Genomic DNA, 22,741 nt, shown 5'->3' with positions numbered 1-22,741 from the left:
GCCCGGCGCCCGGGTGTCAGCTCATCCGCAGCGCCAGGAAGAAGTCGAGCTTGTCCTCGAGACGCGAGAGATCACGGCTCGTCAGCTGCTCGATCCTGCCCACCCGGTAGCGCAGAGTGTTGACGTGCAGATGCAGCCGGGCGGCACAGCGGGTCCAGGAACCGTCGCAGTCCAGAAAAGCTTCCAGGGTCGGGATCAACTCGGCCCTGTGGCGGCGGTCGTAGTCGCGCAGCGGGTCGAGCAGCCTGGCCGTGAAGGCGCGCCGCACATCGTCGGGAACGAAGGGGAGCAGCAGGACATGCGAGGCCAGCTCATGGTGTCCGGCGGCGCACACCCGGCCCGGCCGCGCCGCGGCCACCCGGCGTGCGTGCCTGGCCTCCTCGAGAGCGCCACGCAGTCCCTCGGCCGAGTGCACGCACGCGGAGACACCCAGCGTGAGCCGTCCGTCGCCGGCCAGTCCCGCCGAAAGCGGCTCGCGCACCGCGCCGAGCAGCGCGTCCGCGTGCAGTCCCGCGTCGTCGCCCCCGGTATCGGACGCAAGAGCCGGGAGGGGTACGAGAGCGATCGCCTCATCACCCGAATGGGCCACCGCGATGCGGTCGGAAGGGCCGGAAGCCGTCGCACCGTCCGACAGCGTCTGTTCGACGAGGATCTCCTCGAGCAGCGACTGTGCGACCGGGCCGGATTCGATCGCCGCGCCAACCCTCTCGTCCCACTCGACACGGGCCACCACGACCTGCCAGCGCGGCGCGGAGCCGAGACCCGGCAGCAGCACCGGGGCCGCAACCCTCAGCCGCGCCGCGATATCGGCGGGCGCCGCTCCCGACTGGACCAGTTCGAGCACTTCCTGGGCGAGCCTGCGCCGTACCGTGCGGGCCGCGTCTCGCCGGTCCCGCTCCACAGCGATCAGCTGGGTCACGCCCTGCAGCAGATCCAGCCGGGCGGCCGGCCAGTCGCCGGCGTCTGCCTCCACGGCGAGCAGCCAATCGGAGAGCACCGTCTCCCGCTCGTCGCGTGGCGCGGGTGCCGCGCCACGGTCGCCGCTGCGGACCGGGAACAGCGAGTACGCGGTGCCCTCGACCGTCACCCGGTGCGGCCCGCGGCGCCCGGTGCGGGTCGCCGCGAGATGCCCGGCCGCCAGCAGCGCACCCACATCCGCCGCCAGCGGGGCACCGGCGCCGGCGATCTGGCGGCCGGTGGGGGAGAGCACCCAGGCATGCAGGTCGAGATCGCTGGTGAGCAGGTCGAGCACCACATCGGGGCCACCGCCCGCCGGGCCGGACGTCATCAGCCTGCGGTGCCGGTCGACGACGGCCGCGAGATCCCCGGCCCGCTCGCCGGACACCTGGCGCACGACGTACTCGGTGATGGTGGCGAAGGCGACCGACTCGTTCACCGCGAAGAGCGGCAGCCGGTGGCGCGCGCACGCCGCCACCAGGTCGTCGGGCACATCGCCGAGCTCGGCCTCGCCCGCCGCGAGCCCGGCCACCCCGGCGCCCGCCAGGATCCTGACGAACGGTTCGGACTCCTCGGCGCTGTGCCGCCAGGCGAGTCCGGTCAGCACCAGCTCGCCACCGGTGAGATACCGGCTCGGGTCACGCAGATCCGTGGTCATCACACCGCGCACGGTGCGGTCGAGTTCATCATCGCCACCGAGCAGCCGCAGGCCCAGCGCATCGGTTTCCAGCAGTGCGCGCAGCCGCATCTCGTCGCCGCCGATCTGTGTAGTCCGCCGTGTCCGGAAGGTGCCGGTTCGATTAGGAGAGGTAACGGAAGCCGGTCTTTCGTTCGAACATACAAGACGACCAAGGTCACCAGCCAACTCCTTCATGGTTTCGGTGACTGCACCCGGCACGGTCCGCCTTGTGTACTTGTGCCATCAACCGTTAACAGCAGATGAACGTCCAGTCGAGGGCCGGCCGTCCCCGGGCCCCAGCGAACACCCCGAATGAGAAGAAGAGAGCCACCTCATGGACTTCCTTCGCCCCGCCAGCTGGGAGGAGGCGCTCGCCGCCAAGGCCGAGCACCCGACGGCTGTGCCGATCGCAGGCGGCACGGATGTCATGGTCGAGATCAACTTCGACCACCGCCGTCCCGAGTACCTCCTGGACCTGAACCGCATCGGTGAACTCAGCGAGTGGCTGGTCGGCGAGGAGAACGTCCGGCTGGGCGCTTCCGTCCCGTACGCCCGGATCATGGAGCACCTGCGCGCGGAACTTCCCGGTCTCGCGCTCGCCTCGCACACCGTCGCGTCGCCGCAGATCCGCAACAGGGGCGGGGTCGGCGGGAACCTGGGCACCGCTTCGCCCGCGGGTGACGCGCACCCCGCCCTGCTCGCCGCCGACTGCGAGGTCGAGGTCGAGTCGGTGCGTGGCGCCCGGCTGATCCCGATCGACGCGTTCTACACCGGCGTGAAGCGCAACGCGCTCGCCGAGGACGAACTCATCAAGTCGGTCCACATCAAGAAGGCCGACGGCCCCCAGCAGTACTCGAAGGTCGGCACCCGCAACGCGATGGTCATCGCCGTGTGCGCGTTCGGTATCGCGCTGCACCCCGAGACCCGCACGGTCCGTACCGGTATCGGTTCGGCCGCTCCGACCCCGATCCGGGCGAAGGCGGCCGAGGACTTCCTGAACGCGGCGCTCGAAGAGGGCGGGTTCTGGGAGAGCGGAAAGATCATCACTCCGTCGATCGCCAAGCAGTTCGCGGATCTCGCCGCCGGCGCGGCGAACCCGATCGACGACGTCCGGGGCACCGCGAGTTATCGCCGTCACGCCGTCGGCATCATGGCCCGCCGCACGCTCGGCTGGACCTGGGAGTCCTACCGCGGCAACGGCCGCGGCACTGAGGGAGACGCATCATGCGCGTGAATTTCACGGTCAATGGCCGTCAGCAGGAAGCCGACGACGTCTGGGAGGGCGAAAGCCTCCTCTACGTGCTGCGTGAGCGCATGGGGCTGCCCGGTTCCAAGAACGCCTGCGAGCAGGGCGAGTGCGGTTCCTGCACGGTCCGTCTCGACGGCGTGCCGGTCTGCTCCTGTCTTGTCGCGGCGGGACAGGTCGAGGGCCGGGAGGTCGTCACCGTCGAAGGCCTCGCCGACTACGCAAAGCACCGCGAGGACGCCCACCCCGGTACCGGCTGCGCCTCGGGCGCCTGCGGCACCACCCTGGACGCCGCGAAGCGCTGGGAGGCCAGGCCCACCGACGGGCGCACCGGCGAGGCCGCCGAACTCGCCCCGGTCCAGCAGGCGTTCATCGACGCCGGCGCGGTGCAGTGCGGATTCTGCACCCCGGGACTGCTGGTGGCAGCCGACGAACTGCTGGAGCAGAACGCCTCCCCGTCCGACGCGGACATCCGCGAGGCGCTCTCCGGCAACCTCTGCCGGTGCACCGGCTACGAGAAGATCCTCGACGCGGTCCGCCTCGCCGCCGCACGCCAGGAAGAGACGGTCTGATCATGGGTTCCCAGACACGGGCGACCACCGCTCCCAGCGGTTCCCCCACCAGCATCAAGCAGGGCTCGAAGACCAGAGGCGGCATCGGGGAGTCCACGCTCCGCCCCGACGGCACCCTCAAGGTCACCGGTGAGTTCGCCTACTCGTCGGACATGTGGCACGAGGACATGCTGTGGGGCTACACGCTCCGCTCCACCACGGCGCACGCCGAGATCAGGTCGATCGACACCTCGGAGGCGCTTGCCACCTCCGGTGTCTACGCCGTGCTGACCTACGACGACCTGCCCACCGGGATGAAGAACTACGGCCTGGAGATCCAGGACACCCCGGTACTCGCCCACGGCAGGGTCCGCCACCACGGCGAACCGGTCGCCATCGTCGCCGCTGACCACCCGGAGACCGCGCGCCGGGCCGCGGCCAAGATCAGGATCGACTACGCCGAACTGCCCGTCATCACCGATGAGGCGTCCGCGACCGCACCCGGCGCACTGCTGATCCACGAGAACCGCGACGACCACCACATCGGGCATGTTCCGCACCCCAACATCGTGCACCGCCAGCCGATCGTCCGCGGCGACGCGGCGGCAGCCGCCGAACGGGCCGATGTCATCGTCTCGGGCGACTACGTCTTCGGCATGCAGGACCAGGCTTTCCTGGGCCCCGAGTCCGGCCTCGCCGTACCCGCGGAGGACGGCGGCGTCGACCTCTACGTCGCCACCCAGTGGCTGCACTCGGACCTCCGGCAGATCGCGCCTGTCCTCGGCCTGCCCGAGGACAAGATCCGGATGACGCTCTCGGGTGTCGGCGGCGCGTTCGGCGGCCGCGAGGACCTGTCGATGCAGATCCACGCCTGCCTCCTCGCGCTGCGCACCGGCAAGCCGGTCAAGATCGTCTACAACCGCTTCGAGTCCTTCTTCGGCCATGTGCACCGCCACCCGGCGAAGCTGCACTACGAGCACGGGGCCACCAGGGACGGCAAGCTCACGCACATGAAGTGCCGCATCGTGCTGGACGGCGGCGCCTATGCCTCCGCGTCCCCGGCCGTCGTCGGCAACGCCGCTTCCCTCTCGGCCGGCCCGTACGTCATCGAGGACGTCGACATCGAGGCCGTCGCCCTCTACACCAACAATCCTCCCTGCGGCGCCATGCGCGGATTCGGCGCGGTCCAGGCCTGCTTCGCCTACGAGGCGCAGATGGACAAGCTCGCGGCGGAACTCGACATGGACCCGGTGGAGTTCCGCCGGATCAACGCCATGGAGCAGGGCACCCTGCTGCCCACCGGGCAGAGCTGCGACTCCCCGGCGCCGGTGGCCGAACTGCTGCGTCTGGTCAAGTCCCGTCCGCTGCCGCCCGAGCAGCAGTGGCTCGCGGCCGGCGAGCAGGCGGACGTCCGCGCGCTGCCGGGCGGGCTCTCCAACACCACCCACGGAGAGGGCGTGGTGCGCGGAGTCGGCTACGCGGTCGGCATCAAGAACGTCGGCTTCTCCGAGGGCTTCGACGACTACTCCACCGCACGGGTGCGGATGGAGGTCATCAACGGCGAAGCCGTCGCGACGGTGCACACCGCGATGGCCGAGGTCGGCCAGGGCGGCGTCACCGTCCACGCGCAGATCGCCCGCACCGAACTCGGTGTCTCGCAGGTGACCATCCGCCCGGCCGACACCCAGGTCGGCTCCGCGGGATCGACCTCCGCCTCCCGTCAGACCTACGTGACGGGCGGCGCGGTCAAGCACACCTGCGAGAACGTCCGCGAGAAGGTCCTGGAGCTCGGCCGGGTCAAGTTCGGCACCTATCACCCGGCCTGGGCGACGGCGGAACTGCTGCTGGAAGGCGGCAAGGTCGTCACCGACGGCGGTGAGGTCCTGGCGGACATCGTCGACGTACTCGAGAACGAGTCGGTGGACCTCGAACTGGAGTGGCGGCACCGGCCGACCGAGCCCTTCGACCTGCGGACCGGCCAGGGCAACGGCCATGTCCAGTACTCCTTCGCCGCCCACCGCGCCGTGGTCGAGGTGGACACCGAACTCGGACTGGTCAAGGTGATCGAACTCGCCGTGGCCCAGGACGTCGGGAAGGCGCTCAACCCGCTGTCCGTGCTCGGCCAGATCCAGGGTGGTACCACCCAGGGCATGGGCGTCGCGGTCATGGAGGAGATCATCGTCGACCCGAAGACCGCGAAGGTACGCAACCCGTCCTTCACGGACTATCTGATCCCCACCATCCTCGACACGCCGACCATCCCCGTCGACGTGCTCGAACTGGCCGATGAACACGCGCCGTACGGACTGCGTGGCATCGGCGAGGCTCCCACCCTCTCGTCGACCCCGGCCGTCCTCGCGGCGATCCGGAACGCGACAGGGCTCGAGCTCAACAGGACGCCGGTGCGCCCGGAACATCTCACCGGCACCTGACACGCTCCGGGCGGCGTATGCCACTCAGGAACGTCACACTTCCCGGCACACGCCGCCCGGAACCCACCAGTACCGCTCCGCTCGCGGTCCTCGCCCCCACAAGAAGTACCCAGTTCGTCTCGGGCCGTCCCCCGGGTCGTGCAGCCCATCGCACATCCCAAAACCCGCAGAACCGATTTCCCTGTGGGTGCCCCTTTGAACCTTGGGAGTTAGGCACCATGACCCAGCAGTCTGTGGAGCCGAGGACGACGGCCGAGGATGCAGGCAACGGAACACGCATCCCCGCCGGACGGTCCTGGCTCGACCGGTACTTTCACATAACGGACAGAGGATCCACGGTCGCGCGAGAGGTGCGCGGCGGCATCACCACCTTCATGGCGATGTGCTACATCCTCCTGCTCAATCCGCTTCTCCTCGGCGGCCCCGATGTCGCAGGGCACCGACTCAGCCACGCGGGACTGATCACCGCCACCGCCCTGGCCGCCGCCGTGTCGACCCTGCTGATGGGTTTCCTCGGCAAGGTGCCGCTGGCCCTGGCCGCCGGCCTCTCGGTCTCCGGAGTGCTGTCCACCCAGGTGGCACCCCATATGACCTGGCCGCAGGCCATGGGCATGTGTGTGATCTACGGTGCGGTGATCGTGCTGCTCGTCGTCACCGGCCTGCGCGAGATCATCATGAACGCCATCCCCCTGGCACTGAAGCACGGCATCACCATCGGCATCGGCATGTTCATCGCGCTGATCGGTCTGGTCAACGCGGGCTTCGTCGGCAAGGGCAACCCGGTCACCCTGGGTACCAACAGTCAGCTCACCGGCTGGCCGGTACTGATCTTCTGCGTCACGCTGCTGCTGATCTTCATGCTGCAGGCACGCAACATCCCCGGCGCGATCCTCATCGGCATCGTCGTCGGCACGGTTCTCTCCGTCATCGTCAACGCGGTCACCGACATCAGCCCGAAGGCCTGGGGCGGATCCGCCCCCGAGCTGAACGGCTCCGCCGTCTCCATGCCCGACTTCGGCCTCTTCGGCCATGTCGAGTTCGGCGGATGGGGCCAGATCGGCGCCATGACCGTGGGCATGATCGTCTTCACCCTCGTGCTGGCCGGCTTCTTCGACGCGATGGCCACCATCATCGGCGTCGGTACCGAAGCAGGACTCGCCGACGACAAGGGCCGGATGCCCGGCCTCTCCAAGGCGCTCTTCATCGACGGGGCGGGCGGCATGATCGGCGGCGTCTCCGGCGCCTCGGGCCAGACCGTCTTCATCGAGTCGGCGACCGGTGTGGGCGAGGGTTCGCGTACCGGTCTGTCCTCGGTCGTCACCGGTCTGTTCTTCGCCGGAGGCCTCTTCTTCACTCCGCTGGCCCAGATCGTCCCGGGGCCCATCGCGGCGGCGGCCCTGGTCGTCATCGGCGCGATGATGATGCAGAACGCCCGGCACGTGGACTGGTCGGACCGGGCGGTGGCGGTCCCGGTCTTCCTGACCGTCGCGCTGATGCCCTTCACCTACTCCATCACCGCGGGTGTCGGCGCGGGAGTCATCTCCTTCACCGCCATCAAGGCGGCACAGGGCAGATTCCGCGAGGTCGGCGTCTTCATGTGGGCGCTGACCGTGGTGTTCGTCGTGTACTTCGCGCTCAGCCCGATCGAGAGCTGGATCGGCGCCAAGTAGGCCCGCCTCTCTCCACACCCCCGTTAGGAGCCTCAGATGCTGGACATCGCCGAAGAACTCGATCGGTGGGTCGGGCAGGGACGCGAATTCGCGGTCGCCACGGTGGTGGCGGTCGGTGGCAGCGCGCCCCGCAGGCCGGGTGCCGCACTCGCCGTGGACAGCCGGGGAACGGCCATCGGCTCGGTGTCCGGCGGGTGTGTGGAGGGGGCGGTGTACGAACTCTGCCTTCAGGCGCTCGACGACGGCCGGACCGTCGTCGAGCGCTTCGGATACAGCGACGACGACGCCTTTGCCGTCGGCCTGACCTGCGGCGGAGTCATCGACATCATGGTCACCCCGATCCGTTCGCAGGCACCGTCGCGCACCGTGTACGCAGCCGCGCTGGCCGCTGCGGCGGCGGGAACGGCAGCAGCCATGGTCCGCATCACGGACGGCCCGGACGAACTGATGGGACGCGCCCTGCTGGTCCGTGACGACGGTTCGCCCGAAGGGACCCTCGGCGGCCATCCCGAGCTGGACCGCACGGCCGCGGGCGAGGCCCGCGCCATGCTCGACGCGGGCCGCACGGGCACTGTCACCATCGGCGAGGACGGCTCCCGCTGCGGCCGGCCACTCACTCTGCTGGTCGAATCGAGTGTGCCGCCGCCCCGGATGATCGTTTTCGGAGCGATCGATTTCGCCTCTGCCCTGGTCCGGGTGGGAAAGCTCCTCGGCTATCAGGTCACCGTCTGCGACGCCCGGCCGGTTTTCGCGACCGCCACCCGGTTCCCCGAAGCGGACGAGATCGTGGTCGACTGGCCGCACCGTTATCTGGCGTCGGCCGATGTCGACAGCCGGACGGTGCTGTGCGTGCTCACCCACGATGCCAAGTTCGACGTCCCGCTTCTCGAACTGGCCCTCACGCTGCCGGTCGCCTATGTGGGGGCGATGGGCTCGCGCCGTACCCATCTGGACCGTAACGCGCGACTGCGCGAGGCAGGGGTGACCGAGCTGGAACTGGCCCGGCTGCGCTCGCCCATCGGCCTGGATCTCGGTGCCCGCACCCCGGAGGAGACCGCGGTGTCGATCGGAGCGGAGATCGTCGCCAACCGGCGCGGCGGCACCGGCGTCCCGCTGACCGGGGCGCACACCCCGATCCATCACGACGCCGGGGCCGGACCGGCCGGCCGGATCGGCTCGGTCGCCTGAGGCTGACGCGGAGCGCGGTTCGCATAAGTCGTGAGTCTTGACCGGGCCAATCGGACGGACTGTGCCTGCGTGGCACGGCGGGGCCGGAGGATCCGGAGCGCGGGACGGTCGATCCGGCCGCGGGCGGCTGGTTCCCCCAGCAGGCCCTGGAACTGGCCCGACTGGCCCAGCCCCCGCTCCTGGGCTGAGCCGGCCGGGAACGGGATCGCAGCCAATCACGTCTTCGGGGCCGACCGGACAGAACCCCGAGAGGCAGTGGTACCCATGGCCGTCGGCGCATCGAGCGTCACCATCCCGCGGCAGCCGGACGACGACGCCCGGACGGCGACACGGACCGGCCCGCGCGGACCCATCGGGATGGTGGTGGAGTCCTGGGCCGGTGTGCTCTCCCTGCTGCCCATCGGGCTGCTCGCCCTGGCTGCCGCGCTGGGGAGGTTCGTGCGCCCCGGCGCCGACGAATGGTGCTTCCTGCCGTATGTACGCGACCACGGCATCTCGGGTCTCACCGGCAAGTTCTATTTCACCGACAACGGGCGTATCGCCAACGGCTGGCTCGTCGGTCTGTATGCGAAGCCGGGGGTGGCCGGCCATCAGTGGTACGGGCTGGTCAGTGGGGTGCTGATGCTGGCCCTGCTGTGGGCCGTGACGGCGCTCGGCCTGCGCCGGGCCGGGGTGCTGGTACCGCGCGGGATGCCGCTGCTCGTGGCGTCCATGACGGCTGCGGTCTTCCTCTTCGCCTCGGCGAACACCTACAAGACGTTCTACTGGCCCGCCGCCTCCGTCTCGCACACCCTCGCGCCGGTGCTCGCCTGCGCCGCGGCCATCCCGCCCCTGCTGGCACGCAGCCGCCACGGACGGATCGCCGCACTCGGCGCCGCGGCGGTCGCCGGCGTGTTCCTCGGGACGCTCTCGGAGGAGACCTCGGTCGTCGTACTGGTGGTGCTCTCGGCCCTGGTACTCATCGCGGGGCGGCTCTTCACCGAGCGGGTGCGGCGCCAGGCCCGGAGCTGGGCCGTCGCCACGATGGCGGGGGTCGCCGCCGGAGTGCTGCTGCTGGTCACATCGCCGGGCTCGCGCCATCGCCGCGAGAAGTTCGGCGCCGGGACGTCGATGCTGGACCCGCACTCGCTCGCGGCCTCGCTCGGGCAGTACGAGCACATCCTCGGCACGGTTCTCACCACCTGGCAGTACACCGGGGCGGTCGCCGCCGGGCTACTGCTCGGGATCGCCGCGCGCGGCCGGGCCGGCCAGGTCCTCCTGCCGTGCAGGCCGCTCCTGACGGCGGGCGCCGGGGTGCTCGCCCTGCTGGTTTCCGGCTATCTCTGCACGGTCATCACCTATCCGGTGTTCGGACGGCGCGTGGTGGTCACCGAGAGGACGTGGAACGACTATCTGCTGCTCTTCGTACTGCTGCTCGTCGGGATCGGAGCCCTGCTGGGAAGGGAGCTGCGCACGCGTCGCCCCAGGGCGGTGGCCGTTCTCGCGGCGGTGATCTGCGCGGCGGCCTGTGTCTCGCTGGCGGCTCCGCTGGATGCGCTGGGCAGGCGTATGGAGGTCAGGGCGCAGCAGTGGGACCGCCAGGACCACTGGCTGCGGGAGCAGTCGGCACGCCACCCTGGAGTGCTGCCGTACAAACCGCTGCACATCGCCCGGATGCTGGAGCCGTTCGGCAGCAAGCCGGGGGGCTGGCCGGCTGTGTGTGTCGCCCGCTACTACCACGTACCGAGGATCACGGAGTCGGCGCGGCTTCCGTGACCCGGTCGGGCAGTGCGGGCGCCGAACCGGCGGCGATGGCCCAGCGGGCCAGGAGGAACGACGCGGGGGTGACGAGGACTCCGGCCGCGACCGCGGCGATGTCCTCGTTCATCCCCAGCTGGCTCACCGCCAGGTAGAGCAGCACGCCGCTGCCCACGACGTTCACCGCACCCGAGAGCGGATAGCGGGCGAAAGCGCGCCACGTCGGGCGGGTGCGGCAGGTGATGTACGAGTTCAGCAGGAACGAGCCGGTGATACTCACGGCCCAGCCGAGGAGATGGGCAGTCAGATACGGCAGCCAGCGATTGAGTGACGCGTAGACGGCGTAGTAGACGGCGGTGTTGGCGATTCCGATCGCGGCGAAGGCGGCGAACTGTCCGAGCGTCCGGGATTTCGGCACACCGGCCGTGCCGGTGGTCATGCGGTCGGCCCGGTCCGGCCCGCGGTCTTCAGCGCGGAGCGGGAGGGGAAGAACGCGCCGGATCGCTCCGTCTCGCTGACCACGTAGTGCGGACGGCGTTTCGCCTCGTGGTAGATCCGGCCCACGTACTCCCCGATGACACCGAGGGTCGCGAGCTGAATTCCGCTCAGGGCGACGATCGCGGTGAGCAGAGTCGTATAGCCGGGCGTGTCGACACCGTCGAGCATCACGTTCGCGATGATCCACAGGGCATAGCCGAGCGCTGAAAGAAACAGACAGAGACCGGTGTGGATAGCCAGGCGCAGTGGCCGGCTGTTGAAGGAAAGCAGCCCGTCGATACCGTAGTTGAGCAGTCTGCGGCCACCCCATTTCGATTCTCCTGCCGCGCGTTCGACGTTACGGTAGGTGAAGCTGACGGAGTCGAAGCCGATCCAGGAGAAGATGCCCTTGGAGAAGCGATTGGTCTCGGGCAGCGACAGCACGCAGTCCACCGCCCGGCGTGAGAGCAGCCGGAAGTCCCCCGCCCCGTCCACGACCTCGACGTCCATGCAGCGGCGGACCAGCCGGTAGTAGAGACGGCTGAGCGCGGAACGCAGGGCCCCTTCGCCGGAACGGTCACGCTGCGCCACCACCTGGTCGTAGCCGTGCCGGTGCATCTCCAGCATGCGCGGCAGGAGTTCGGGCGGATGCTGCAGATCGGCGTCCATGAGGACGGCCACGTCGCCCCCGGACGCCCGCAGTCCTGCGAGCATCGCGGACTCCTTGCCGAAGTTCCGGCTGAAAGAGGTGAAGCGCACCCGGCAGTCCTCCGCCGCCAGTTGGCGCAGGCGCATCAGCGTCCGGTCACTGCTGCCGTCGTCGACGTAGCAGATCTCGAATGTCTCCCGGGTCGGTTCGAGCGCCGCGATGAGGGCGCTGTGAAACGCGTCTATCACCTCGGCCTCGTTGAAGCACGGTACGACAACCGAAAGATGGACCATCGTCATTCACTCCGTGTCTGTCATGCGAGCGGTGCTGTCCGGTGCAATTCCTGGACAACGGGATTCGCCACACATGAAGAACGGCGTCGAGGGCGCCGGGGTTGCCTGCCGTCACCAAAATGGGACGTCCCACGGCGAGGTCACACTGCGGCCGCCCGGCCGGACGGCCCCGGCGAGCGCTGTGGGCCGATGCTGCCCGCCCGGCCGCGAGTGCCGGCCGGCAGTAGCCCGCCTACGCCGACCTGGCGCCCTCCGGAGCGAGGTGCCAGGCGGGAGCGCTGCCCCAGTACTGTGCCGGGTCCGCCTGTTCCAGCGCCTCGATCGCCAGCTTGCGGGCCTCGGCGAGGACATCGCCGTGCTCCTGCACCAGTTGGTCGTAGATGGGGGAGCCAGGGGTGGGGTGGGAGTCCACTGTCGTACGTTCCTTCGATCGCGGGCGGTCCGGTCCTGCGGCTGATGCCCACCGGACGCCCGGGTATGCCCGCCGCACCCCGGGCACCACCGGATCTCCACGGAAGGCGCGAACGACCCCCATGACCTGCCGGGCAGCGGGTCAGCCCAGCAGGCTGCCCAGCCGCCCTTCGAGAAGGACAAGCAGTTCGCCCAGGGAAGCGGAGAGCTCCTCCCGGCTCTGCGGATCGATACCCTCCAGCAGGGCGGCCTCGTACGCCAGCTGGTCGGGCAGCAGCCGGTCGATGAGGGTGCGGCCTTCGTCGGTGAGGGAGAGGTGGGTGACTCTGCGGTCCCGGTCGTCGGGCCGCCGGGTGATGAGCCCGCGTTCCTCCAGCTGCCGTACGCGCTTGGTCACCGCCGCGCCGGAGGCGAACGTCTCCCGGGCGATCCGGCCGGGTGTGAGTTCGCGGTCGACCCTGCGCAGGGTGCCCAGCACATCGAACTCCGGCCGCGACAGCCCTTCGCGTCCCAGCGGTGCGTCGGCGGCCTGCTGCAGCAGTGCGGAACAGCGATTGAGCCGTCCGATCACCGCCATCGGACCGGTGTCCAGGCCCGGAAATACCTCCTCCCACTGCCGGATCACCCCCGCGACGATGTCCTCGGCCATCTGGGCCCTCCTCGGTCTTGGTCACGGTCGATTCTCCACCCTGCCGGGGGCCGCGGCTCACGCGGCGAGCGTGGCGGCCGCGGTGTGGCGTACCAGCAGGGAGAGGGTGCGGTGACCCTGCTGCTCGGCCACCGCGACGCGTTCGGCCGGAAGTGCGCGCTGCCACCATTCGCCTGATGCGATATCGACGGCTTCGCGCAGTTCGACCAGGGAGTGGGCGAGCCGGTCGCGGGCCCAGCCGGTTCTGTGATCCGGGACTGTCCGCGGTTCGAGCAGCTGCCGTGCGGCGGCCTCTGCCGCTGTGACGTGTTCGAGGGCCTCCTCGATACGGTCGGTGGCGCGGCGGTTGGTGATGAGCAGGCAGCACCCGAGGCCGATGACCGCACCGGTCAGCGTGTCCAGCGCGCGGTCCGAGATCAGGGTGCGGGCCGGCGCCGTGTTGCCGAACTCCGTGAGCAGCAGCGCCATCGGGGTGACACACACCGAACCCAGCCAGTAGTTGCGCGTGATGAGCGCCTCGGCGCCGATCTGGAAGGCCAGCGCCAGCAGGACCATCGCCGGCTGTCCGGTGTGGATCAGCGGCAGCAGGGCGAAGAAGAGGGCGAGCCCCAGCACATTGCCCAGGAAGCGCTGCACCGCCCGCTGCCAGGACAGGGTGGTGTTGGCCTGGAAGACCGAGGCCGCGGTGACCACCGCCCAGTACGGGTGTCCGACGCCGGCCGCCAGTGACGCCCAGCCCGCGAGGCAGCACCCGGCAGCCACCCGCGCGCCGATCGGCAGCAGAGGTGAACCCGGCCCGAGCCGGGCCAGTACGGATCGCACACCGGAGTCTCGGCCGGGGGCCGGGATCCGCGGCCGGCCGGCGGGTTCGCGGTCCTCGGCGGGGCTGGGTCCGATGGCAGGCACCGAACTGCGGGCGTGTCGGAGCGCATGGGCCAGATCCGCGCAGCGGCGGGCCGCGCGCACCGGGTCGGCGGCCGGGTCCGGCGTCGGCGCCGCGAGGGCCGATTCCGCATGGACCAGGAGGCGTTCGAGCCGCGCCCGGACCTCGTTGCGCCCCCCGTCGGTTGCGGGGACCAGGAAGAGGGTCTGCCAGGCGGCACCGACCGCGGCGGCGGTGGACTGCCGACCGGTCAGCGCGCCGGTGCCTTCAGCCCGCAGGAGCGCTGCCGCGGCCTCCAGGGCCCGCGCGACCGCGATCGTCTCGGGCCCGTGCGGCCTGATCAGCGAGGGCGCCATTCCGACCAGCCAGGCGACGGCACCGCCGGCCACGGCGAGGGCGAGATGGGCGGGGACCTCAGAGGCGTGTTGCGGTGCGAAGAACGCGGAGGCCGCGATGAAGGTGACGATCAGGTTTCCCGGTGGGCCGATGCGGGTGGCGTCGCAGGCCATTTTGTGGACCGCGGCGAGCAGCGAGGCGAGCAGGACAAGCAGCCCCGGTGAGGAGACCGACGACGCGGCCAGCAGGGCGATCCCGAGGCTCGCGACCATGCCGGCGACCACCCGGGCCAGGGTGCGGGCCCGTGCGGCGTAGGGCAGGCCGTGTCCGTAGAGGGCGCACATCGCACCCGCCGATGTGTAGAGGACGAGATCCATCCGGCCCAGGGCGAGGAGGGCCATGTCCGGCACCGCGAGTGCCACCGCCGCACTCAGCGCGGGCTTGTGCCAGATGTCGACGGGGCGGCGCAACTGGACGGTGGTCCTGACCGGCAGCGGGCGGACCCGCGGGGTGTGCGCCGGGCTGTTCTGTCGGGTGGGTCGGGCATGTCTGGACACAGGAAAAGCTTAGCAGGTGTTTTACTTGTGAAGTATATGCCCCGATCGCTGCGGGTGTCCATGATGTGGTCGGTGGTTTGACCCCGTTCCGCACGGCCGGATACGTTGCGCGCCATGCAGCGTTCCGCACACCTGACGACGCGAGGTCATGTCGACCTGAAGCGCGTGTGCTCCGCGGCGTGTCACCGGGCCTGAAGTCACAGCGCCCGCGCGGGCCGGCCACCGGGGTGTACGCCTGACCCGGTATCACCCGCCGATCCCCTCCCCGCCGGATCCCCCGGGCGCCATTTCCATGGAGAAACGGAAGAACCGGGCCCACGCCGCGTCCTGCTGATGGACGCGCCGGCACGGTCTCTGCCGCAGGGCTCCTGCCCTGAGCCGTAATGGAGTGCCGTCATGCCGAGGACCGGGATGTCATCCGTGGACAGTCTGCCTGCGCCCGCCAGCCGCCCCACCCCCGTACGCCGTTCGGAGATCACGTCCGGCGGCCGGCCCCGCCGGGCCTCGGGCACCGGATCGGTGCTCGGGGCGATCCTTGATCACGGCCCGGTCGCGCGCTCGACGGTCGCCCGGCTCACCGGGCTGTCCCCGGCGTCGGTGACCGGTCACTGCGGGCAGCTCCTCGGCCGCGGTCTGATCCGGGAGAGCGAGGAAGTGGTCGGGCCCCGGGGGCTCGGCCGCCCGCATGTCCCACTGGAGATCGACACCGCTCGCTATCTGGTGGCGGGTGCGCATATCGCGGTGGCCCACTCGACTCTGTCCCTGATGGATCTGCGCGGCCGGATCGTCGCCGAGGACCGGCAGCCGCACCGGGAGACCGGCGCGCCGGAGGTGCTCGGAGATCTCGCCGAACGCCTGCCTCGGCTGATCGGCGCACATGCCGCAGGGCGGACCGTCCTCGCACTGGGTGTCGCCACCGGACACCGGGTGGATCCGGCGGCCGGAACGATAGTGGAACACCCGCAGCTCGGCTGGCGGGACGTGGCGGTGCGCGAGCATCTCGCCCGGGCCACCGGCCTGCCGGTTCATGTGGACAACCACTCCCGGGCACTGGCCAGGGCCGAGCAGATGTTCGGCGATGTGACGACCCGGTCCAGTGCCGTACTGCTGTTCATCGGCACGGTCGTCGACGCGGCGTTCGCGACCGGGGGGACCGTTCACCGGGGGCCCCGCGCGGGAGCGGGCAGTGTGGGGCATCTGCCCGTCTGGCCAGGGCGCGGGGCCGGTGCCCAGGAACCCTGTGTCTGCGGCAGGCCCGGCTGCCTGCACGCCGAGGTGTCGGAGCCGGCCATGGTGCGCAGGGCTGCCGAACAGGGCCTGTTGGTACCGACCTTCGGACATCTGCTGGATCTGGCGCTGGCCGGCGAACCCCGTGCGGCGGGCATCTTCGCGCACCGCGCCGCGCTCGTGGGCAGGGGTGCTGCCCTGCTGCTGGACATCTTCGACCCCGATGTCCTGGTGGTGGTCGAGCCGGGCGTCGCCCGGATTCCGGAGTGTCTGGCCGTCCTGCGGGCGGAGGTCGCCCGGCACTCGCTGGTCTGCGACGATCCGCAACGGGCCGTGGTGCCGGGCAGTTTCACCGGATCCGTACTGGCCACCGCGGGCGGGGCGGTCGCCCTCGGTGCCCTGTACGCGGACCCGCTCGGATCCTGGCCCGCTCCGAGAGCTGTCCCGTAGTCACCGGCGGGCGCACGATGACAGCTGCACCTCGCCGCGTCGTCGGGATGCCTCATGCATCCAGCATGCGGGCGGCCCTCCGCCTTGCGGGTGCGCCTCATCCGATGACGTGCGCTGATCCACCACGGATTACGGGACAGCCCTTGGGTGAGGTGCTGACTTAATTCAGGACGTTGCATTGTTGACCGATCCGGAACTCGAACGGGATAATGGATTCATGACCAGCCGTCAGCGGATTTTCCAGCCAGTGCCCCGCGTGGCACAGTGCTGCCGCACGGCCCTGCCGGTGATGGATTCCACCCGGCGTTTCTGTTGTTGCTTCTGTCCGGTTTCTCGATAACCGACAAGCATTTCCACGGCTGACGTTCGTCGGCGCCCTTCACGCATGCATATGTGTTCTCTTCGTGCTGCGATCCCGCCCTGCCTCTTTCGTTATCCCTAGGGGAAGTCATGACTTTCACCGCGCCTGCGTACTCCGCAACCGGCATCGCTCCGCAGCGGTTCAGGCAAGTGTTCCGCAGGTATCCCGCCGGAGTGGTCGCCGTGACCGCGGACTCCGGCGGCGGCCCCGTCGGATTCACCGCCACCTCACTCACCTCGCTGTCACTCGATCCGCCGCTCGTGTCGTTCGGCATAGCGGAGACGGCCTCGTCCTGGCCGCACATCGAACGCGCCGCCACGGTCGTCATCAACTTCCTCGGAGCCCAACAGGAGCTCCTGGCGCGGAGGTTCGCGACCAGTGGCATCGACAGGTTCGCCGCTCCGACGGAATGGCACAGGCTGCCCGACGGTGAGCCTGTGCTGGAAGGCGTGGCCGGCTGGATCAAGGTCGCCGTCGAGCAGATCGTTCCCGCCGGTGACCACCGCATCGTGGTCGCCCGGGTCGAGGACTCCTGGCTCGACGACACCCGAGGCCCGCTCCTGTTCCACGACGGCGACTACCACTCCGTCTGACGCGTCGGCCCGCCGGCCGGCACACGGAAATTCCATTCACGCCCAACCGAGCAGAAATACACGGAAATCCATGAGTTCCTCAGGACCACTTGCCCGCCGTTCGTTTTTCGCCCTGAGCGGCGGCGCCGTTCTCGCGCTGGCCGGCTGCGCCAAGGGAACCAGCACATCGGTCGGTTCCGCATCCACCAGAAAACTGCCGTCCGGTGCGCCGCCGCCCGGCACCGAGCTGAGCATCTCCATACGCTCGACCCAGCTCCAGCTGAAGGCCTCGGGCAAGCTCGATGAGCTTCCTTTCAAGGTCACGCACTGGCCCAATTTCACCGCCGGGCCCGATGTCATCCAGGGCTTCCGCGCCAAGTCGATCCAGCTGGCCAACAATGCGGGGCTCCCGCCCATCCAGGCCCAGGCGATCGGATTCGACACGAAGATCGTCGCCGTGCAGCTGCACGAGAAGCCACTCTACGAATTCGCCACCGCGCCCGGCACGAGCATCCGTTCCGCCAAGGACTTCCGCGGCAAGAAGATCGGTTTCTCCCAGGGCCAGGCCCAGGGAGCGGTGGTGCTGCGCGCGGTCAAGGAGGCGGGGCTGAGCAAGGGGGACGTCACGCTGGTGCCCCTGACGAGCAATCAGTTCCTCACCGCGCTGCAGACCAAGCAGGTCGATGTCGCGCCGCTTGCCGAGCCCGTACTGACCAAGTATGTCGGGCAGTTCGGCAAGGACGGCGCACGGCGGATCCCGACCGACGTGGTGGACCTGCTCTCCGTACTGTGGGCGCCGGCATCGGTGCTGGAGGACGAGGACAGGCTCGCCGCGGTCAGAAGCTTCATTCCCTTCTGGGCGCAGGGCTCCGTCTGGGCCTGGGAGCACAAGGAGCGCTGGAACCAGGTCTATTACGTCAAGGACCAGGGCGTCACCGCTGAGGACGGCCGCCGCATCGCCCGGTCATCCTCGGTGCCCGTCTTCCCGGAGAGCTGGGACAAGGCGATCGCCTGGGAGCAGGAGACCGCCGATCTGCTCGCGGAGAACGGCTTCATCCCCAAGGCCGGGGTGGACAGTCTCTTCGACCGCCGCTTCGAGACCATCGCCGCTCGGTCCGTTCCCGCCAAGTACCGGAAGTGAGCCATGACTGACGTCACAACACGGGTGCGCGGCGCCTCTCCCACCGGCCTGCCGGTCCGGGGTCCGTACAACACCGCACACGCACGCGAGGACAGCGGCCGGGGCTCGAAGGTGCGGGGTCCGCAGCGCCGGAGGCTGAGCCCCGGCAAGCTGTTCCGCTACGGCAGGCTCACCGGTCCGGCGCTGCTGATCGGTGTCTGGGCGGCCGGCGCGGGCCTCGGCTGGATCGACACCCGGATCCTGTCCGCGCCCTGGACGGTCGTGAGCACCGCGGGTGACCTGATATCCGACGGCAGACTCCAGGACAATCTCCTGGTCTCCCTGCAACGGGCCGGTCTCGGTCTCGGTCTCGGTGTCCTGGTCGGCACGGTACTGGCGATCGCGGCGGGTCTCAGCCGGGCCGGCGAGGCCACCATCGACGGCACCATGCAGATCAAGCGGGCGATCCCGGCTCTCGCGCTGCTGCCCCTGCTGATCCTCTGGCTGGGCATCGGCGAAAGCATGAAGGTCATCACCATCGCGCTCGGAGTGATGGTCCAGGTGTACATCAACACCTACGCGTCCCTCACGAGCATCGACAACCGCTACGTCGAACTCGCCGAGGCACTCGGGCTGAGCCGGGCGCAGTTCGTCCGCAAGGTCGTCGTGCCCGGCGCGCTGCCCGGCTTCTTCGTCGGCCTGCGGCTCGCGGTCACCGCATCCTGGCTGGGGCTGATCGTCGTCGAACAGGTCAATGCCACCGCCGGTATCGGCTACATGATGTTCCAGGCCCAGCAGTACGCGCAGACCGACATCATCCTGGTCGGTCTGCTGGTCTACGGGATTTTCGGATTCGCATCGGACGCGCTGGTGCGTGCCGTCGAGAGGAGGGTCCTGTCATGGCGACGTACACTGGCGGGCTGACCCGTACACCCGCACCCGCCCATGGGCCCGAGCCGGTGCGGCGGGGCCCTGCCGTCCGGACGGACCGGCTGGTCCGTGGTTTCGGCGACAGGACCGTGCTGCGGGAGCTCGATCTCACCCTGGCCGCAGGTGAGTTCACCGCCCTCCTCGGGCGCAGCGGTTCAGGCAAGTCGACCCTGCTGCGGGCCGTGGCCGGGCTCGACCACGAGGTCCAGGGCTCGGGGCTGCTCGAGGTGACCGAGCGGGTGTCCCTGTCCTTCCAGGACTCGCGGCTGCTGCCCTGGCTGCGCCTGCTCGACAATGTGGTGCTGGGCGTCCGGGGGGCCGGCGCGCAGGAGCGCGGGCTCGCCGCCCTTGCCGAGGTGGGTCTCGAAGGCAGGGACCGCGCCTGGCCGCACGAACTGTCCGGTGGCGAACAGCAGCGAGCCGCACTGGCCCGGGCACTCGTCCGTGACCCCGAACTCCTGCTGGCCGACGAGCCGTTCGGAGCGCTGGACGCGCTCACCCGGATCAGGATGCACGGTCTGCTGCGGGAACTGTACGAACGCCACCGCCCGGCGGTGCTGCTGGTCACGCACGACGTCGACGAGGCGGTCGAGCTCGCCGACCGCGTTCTGGTGCTGGAGGAGGGCCGCATCTCGGTGGATCTCACCATCGACCTCCCGGCGCCCAGGACCCGGCGCGATCCCCGTTTCCAGGAATACCGCGACACGCTGCTCGGCGCCCTCGGCGTGGCACAGCCCCTGACCGACCCTGAGGAGAAGCACCGTCATGACGCACACGTCTGAGAACCGGCCGGCCGAACCCGGCCGCAAGCCACTGCACCTCAATGCCTTCCTGATGTCCACCGGCCACCACGAGGCATCCTGGCGGCTTCCCGAGAGTCCGGCACGGGCCAATGCCGACATCGAGCACTACAAGAACCTGGCCCGGATCGCCGAACGCGGCAAGCTCGATTCCGTGTTCTTCGCGGACAGCCCGGTTCTGATGGGAGACCCCGGCCGGCGCCCGGCCGCCAAGCTGGAACCCACCGCCCTGCTCACGGCGCTGGCCGGCGCGACCGAGCACATCGGTCTCATCGCCACCGCCTCGACCAGTTACAACGAGCCCTACAACCTCGCCAGGCGGTTCGCCTCGGTAGACCATGTGTCGGGCGGCCGGGCCGGATGGAACATCGTCACCACCGCAGGCGCCGACGCCGCCCGCAACTTCGGCCTGGACGACACACCGCTGCACCACGACCGCTACCGGCGGGCCGCCGAGTTCGTCGAGGTGGCCACCAAACTGTGGGACAGCTGGGCGGACGACGCGGTCGTCGCCGACAAGGAGAACGGAGTGCACGCACTGGCGAGCAGGGTGCGGCGCATCGACCACAACGGCGAGTTCTTCCGGGTGGACGGCCCGCTCAATGTGGGACGCCCCCCGCAGGGCTATCCGCTGCTGGTCCAGGCGGGATCGAGTGAGGACGGCAAGGACTTCGCCGCCCGTTACGCGGAGGCGGTGTTCACCGCCCAGCAGACTCTGGAGGAGGGCGTCGCCTTCTACAAGGACGTCAAACAGCGCGCCGAGACGATCGGCCGGAACCCGGAAGGCATCAAGATCCTCCCTGGCATCGTCCCGGTCATCGGGGCCACCGAGAAGGAGGCACAGGAACTCGACGACGAACTCGACCGGTTGATCGTCCCCGAATACGCCAAGCGCCAGCTCGCCAAGACCCTGCGGCTCGATCCGGACGCCCTGGCGCTCGACGAGGAGCTGCCGGACGGGCTCCCCGACGAGGACGAGATCGAGGGGGCCAAGAGCCGCTACACCCTGATCGTCGAACTGGCCAGGCGTGAGCGTCTCACCGTACGCCGGCTCATCGGCCGGCTCGGCGGCGGCCGTGGCCACCGCACCTTCGCGGGCACCGCGGTCCAGGTGGCCGACACCATCGAGCACTGGTACGACAGCGGCGCAGCCGACGGCTTCAACATCATGCCCGCGGTGCTCCCGTCCGGGCTGGAGGTCTTCGTGGACCAGGTGGTCCCGATCCTTCAGGAGCGCGGTCTGTTCCGCACCGAGTACACCGGCAGCACCCTGCGCGGGCACTACGGTCTGCCACGCCCCGCCAACCGGTTGTTCGACACCGTGGACCGCAGTGAGGGCCACTTCGGTATCGGTCTCGCGGAGGCGGGATGATCCGCCTCACCGGGCACTCCGGCCCGCCGGGGCCGCCGGAAACCGACCAGCTCGCCGAGGGAAGGGCACGATGACGGAGTACCGCAACTTCGGACGCACGGGTGTCAAGGTCAGCCCGCTCTGCCTGGGGACCATGATGTTCGGCCCCAGGGGGAACCCGGATCACGAGGACAGCATCCGGATCATCCATCACGCCCTGGACTCGGGGATCAATTTCATCGACACGGCCGATGTCTATTCGGCGGGGGAGTCGGAGAGCATCGTCGGCAAGGCCCTGGCCGGCGGCAGACGCGACAACGTGGTGCTGGCCACCAAGTTCCACGGCAGTCTCGGCGACGACGTCAACCAGCAGGGGAACTCACGTCGCTGGATCATCCGTGAGGTGGAGAACAGCCTGCGCCGGCTGGGCACCGAATGGATCGATCTCTACCAGGTGCACAGACCGTCACCCGGCACCGACTTCGACGAGACGCTCGGCGCGCTGTCCGACCTGGTCCACCAGGGCAAGATTCGCTACATCGGCACCTCCACCTTCGAACCCTCCGCGATCGTCGAGGGCCAGTGGACAGCCGAGCGCCGGGGCCGGGAACGGGTGGTGGCCGAGCAGCCCCCGTACTCGCTGCTGGCCCGCGGCATCGAGCGCGAAGTACTCCCGGTCGCCCAGCGCTACGGGCTCGCGGTGCTGTCCTGGAGCCCGCTGGCGGGCGGCTGGCTGTCAGGCCGCTATCGCAGGGGCGCCGAGCAGCCGGCCTCCAGCCGTACCGACCGGCAGGCTGCCCGCTTCGACATCGCCTCCGCCGAGAACGCCGCGAAGCTGGATGCGGCAGAGGCCCTCGCCGGGCTCGCGGACGAGGCCGGCCTGACCCTGGTGCAGCTGGCTCTGGCGTTCGTCCTGGAACACCCCGCGATCACGTCCGCCATCATCGGCCCGCGCACCCACGGTCAACTGGAGACCCAGCTCGGCGCGGACAAGATCACACTGAGCCGGGACGTGCTCGACCGCATCGACGAGATCGTGGCGCCCGGCACCAATCTGTCGGCCAGGGACGCGGGTTACACACCGGATGTGCTCAACGACGCACGGCTGCGCCGCCGTACTCGCTGAGCACCGGCCGCTGCCGCTGCCCTGGCCGCGGCCGGTCACACACGATGCCGCGGTGGTATCCGGACCAAGTCGTCCGGATACCACCGCGG

Annotated in this window: 19 protein-coding genes; 13 read left to right on the top strand and 6 right to left on the bottom strand. The window is 69.8% G+C overall.

Annotated features, from left to right (window positions below; genetic code table 11):
• Nucleotides 1–16: 16 nt before the first annotated feature.
• Nucleotides 17–1,705: a PucR family transcriptional regulator gene (locus OHS16_RS05325; RefSeq protein WP_328536001.1), complete on the bottom strand. Its 1,689-nt coding sequence runs from the start codon at nucleotides 1,703–1,705 to the stop codon at nucleotides 17–19.
• A gap of 265 nt (nucleotides 1,706–1,970) precedes the next feature.
• Between OHS16_RS05325 and OHS16_RS05320 the strand changes: the two genes are divergently transcribed.
• The 6 genes from OHS16_RS05320 (at nucleotide 1,971) to OHS16_RS05295 (ending at nucleotide 10,478) form a co-directional block, all read left to right on the top strand.
• Nucleotides 1,971–2,870, top strand: a complete 900-nt coding sequence (locus tag OHS16_RS05320; RefSeq protein WP_328536000.1) for an FAD binding domain-containing protein — start codon at nucleotides 1,971–1,973, stop codon at nucleotides 2,868–2,870.
• On the top strand, nucleotides 2,861–3,454 hold the full coding sequence (locus OHS16_RS05315) for a (2Fe-2S)-binding protein (RefSeq protein ID WP_328535999.1): 594 nt from the start codon (nucleotides 2,861–2,863) through the stop codon (nucleotides 3,452–3,454). The genes OHS16_RS05320 and OHS16_RS05315 overlap by 10 nt, the downstream gene beginning before the upstream one ends.
• A 2-nt stretch (nucleotides 3,455–3,456) precedes the next feature.
• On the top strand, nucleotides 3,457–5,865 hold the full coding sequence (locus OHS16_RS05310) for a xanthine dehydrogenase family protein molybdopterin-binding subunit (protein ID WP_328535998.1): 2,409 nt from the start codon (nucleotides 3,457–3,459) through the stop codon (nucleotides 5,863–5,865).
• A 218-nt stretch (nucleotides 5,866–6,083) separates the two neighbouring features.
• Nucleotides 6,084–7,535 carry an NCS2 family permease gene (locus OHS16_RS05305; RefSeq protein WP_328535997.1) on the top strand — a complete coding sequence of 484 codons (1,452 nt, stop codon included), beginning with the start codon at nucleotides 6,084–6,086 and terminating at the stop codon, nucleotides 7,533–7,535.
• Nucleotides 7,536–7,571: 36 nt separating this feature from the next.
• Entirely contained in the window at nucleotides 7,572–8,723 is a 1,152-nt protein-coding gene (locus OHS16_RS05300) for an XdhC family protein (RefSeq protein WP_328535996.1), read from the top strand.
• Nucleotides 8,724–8,987: 264 nt separating this feature from the next.
• Complete coding sequence (locus OHS16_RS05295; protein WP_328535995.1) at nucleotides 8,988–10,478, top strand: DUF6056 family protein; 1,491 nt, start codon at nucleotides 8,988–8,990, stop codon at nucleotides 10,476–10,478.
• Here the strand turns inward: OHS16_RS05295 and OHS16_RS05290 are convergent.
• The 5 genes from OHS16_RS05290 to OHS16_RS05270 form a co-directional block, all read right to left on the bottom strand.
• Nucleotides 10,453–10,899, bottom strand: a complete 447-nt coding sequence (locus OHS16_RS05290) for a GtrA family protein (protein ID WP_328535994.1) — start codon at nucleotides 10,897–10,899, stop codon at nucleotides 10,453–10,455. The two genes, OHS16_RS05295 and OHS16_RS05290, sit on opposite strands and share 26 nt — an antisense overlap.
• Nucleotides 10,896–11,879: a glycosyltransferase family 2 protein gene (locus OHS16_RS05285; RefSeq protein ID WP_328535993.1), complete on the bottom strand. Its 984-nt coding sequence runs from the start codon at nucleotides 11,877–11,879 to the stop codon at nucleotides 10,896–10,898. The genes OHS16_RS05290 and OHS16_RS05285 overlap by 4 nt, the downstream gene beginning before the upstream one ends.
• Before the next feature lie 232 nt (nucleotides 11,880–12,111).
• Nucleotides 12,112–12,291, bottom strand: coding sequence for a hypothetical protein (locus OHS16_RS05280; RefSeq protein WP_328535992.1), 180 nt, complete (start codon nucleotides 12,289–12,291; stop codon nucleotides 12,112–12,114).
• A 141-nt stretch (nucleotides 12,292–12,432) separates the two neighbouring features.
• On the bottom strand, nucleotides 12,433–12,939 hold the full coding sequence (locus tag OHS16_RS05275; protein ID WP_328535991.1) for a MarR family winged helix-turn-helix transcriptional regulator: 507 nt from the start codon (nucleotides 12,937–12,939) through the stop codon (nucleotides 12,433–12,435).
• A 57-nt stretch (nucleotides 12,940–12,996) separates the two neighbouring features.
• Nucleotides 12,997–14,715 (bottom strand): FUSC family protein, encoded by a 1,719-nt coding sequence (locus OHS16_RS05270; protein WP_328535990.1) that lies wholly within the window; start codon nucleotides 14,713–14,715, stop codon nucleotides 12,997–12,999.
• A 420-nt stretch (nucleotides 14,716–15,135) separates the two neighbouring features.
• On the opposite strand from OHS16_RS05270, the gene OHS16_RS05265 reads away from it, so the two are divergent.
• The 7 genes from OHS16_RS05265 (at nucleotide 15,136) to OHS16_RS05235 (ending at nucleotide 22,652) form a co-directional block, all read left to right on the top strand.
• The gene (locus OHS16_RS05265) at nucleotides 15,136–16,392 is read left to right on the top strand and encodes an ROK family protein (protein ID WP_443042744.1); all 1,257 of its coding nucleotides are present in this window, start codon (nucleotides 15,136–15,138) and stop codon (nucleotides 16,390–16,392) included.
• Between the two features lie 450 nt (nucleotides 16,393–16,842).
• Nucleotides 16,843–17,346, top strand: coding sequence for a flavin reductase family protein (locus OHS16_RS05260; RefSeq protein ID WP_328535988.1), 504 nt, complete (start codon nucleotides 16,843–16,845; stop codon nucleotides 17,344–17,346).
• A gap of 70 nt (nucleotides 17,347–17,416) precedes the next feature.
• Nucleotides 17,417–18,466, top strand: a complete 1,050-nt coding sequence (locus tag OHS16_RS05255) for an ABC transporter substrate-binding protein (RefSeq protein ID WP_328535987.1) — start codon at nucleotides 17,417–17,419, stop codon at nucleotides 18,464–18,466.
• A 3-nt stretch (nucleotides 18,467–18,469) separates the two neighbouring features.
• Nucleotides 18,470–19,369 (top strand): ABC transporter permease, encoded by a 900-nt coding sequence (locus OHS16_RS05250; protein WP_328535986.1) that lies wholly within the window; start codon nucleotides 18,470–18,472, stop codon nucleotides 19,367–19,369.
• Nucleotides 19,345–20,157 carry an ABC transporter ATP-binding protein gene (locus tag OHS16_RS05245; protein WP_328535985.1) on the top strand — a complete coding sequence of 271 codons (813 nt, stop codon included), beginning with the start codon at nucleotides 19,345–19,347 and terminating at the stop codon, nucleotides 20,155–20,157. Before OHS16_RS05250 ends, OHS16_RS05245 begins: the two co-directional genes overlap by 25 nt.
• Nucleotides 20,141–21,547, top strand: coding sequence for an LLM class flavin-dependent oxidoreductase (locus OHS16_RS05240; RefSeq protein ID WP_328535984.1), 1,407 nt, complete (start codon nucleotides 20,141–20,143; stop codon nucleotides 21,545–21,547). The genes OHS16_RS05245 and OHS16_RS05240 overlap by 17 nt, the downstream gene beginning before the upstream one ends.
• Before the next feature lie 70 nt (nucleotides 21,548–21,617).
• On the top strand, nucleotides 21,618–22,652 hold the full coding sequence (locus tag OHS16_RS05235) for an aldo/keto reductase (protein ID WP_328535983.1): 1,035 nt from the start codon (nucleotides 21,618–21,620) through the stop codon (nucleotides 22,650–22,652).
• The last annotated feature ends 89 nt before the right edge of the window (nucleotides 22,653–22,741 follow it).

Origin of the sequence: Streptomyces sp. NBC_00344 (assembly GCF_036088315.1) — a bacterium.
In the GTDB taxonomy this organism is placed as follows: domain Bacteria; phylum Actinomycetota; class Actinomycetes; order Streptomycetales; family Streptomycetaceae; genus Streptomyces.
This window is presented reverse-complemented; position numbering and strand designations above follow the sequence as displayed.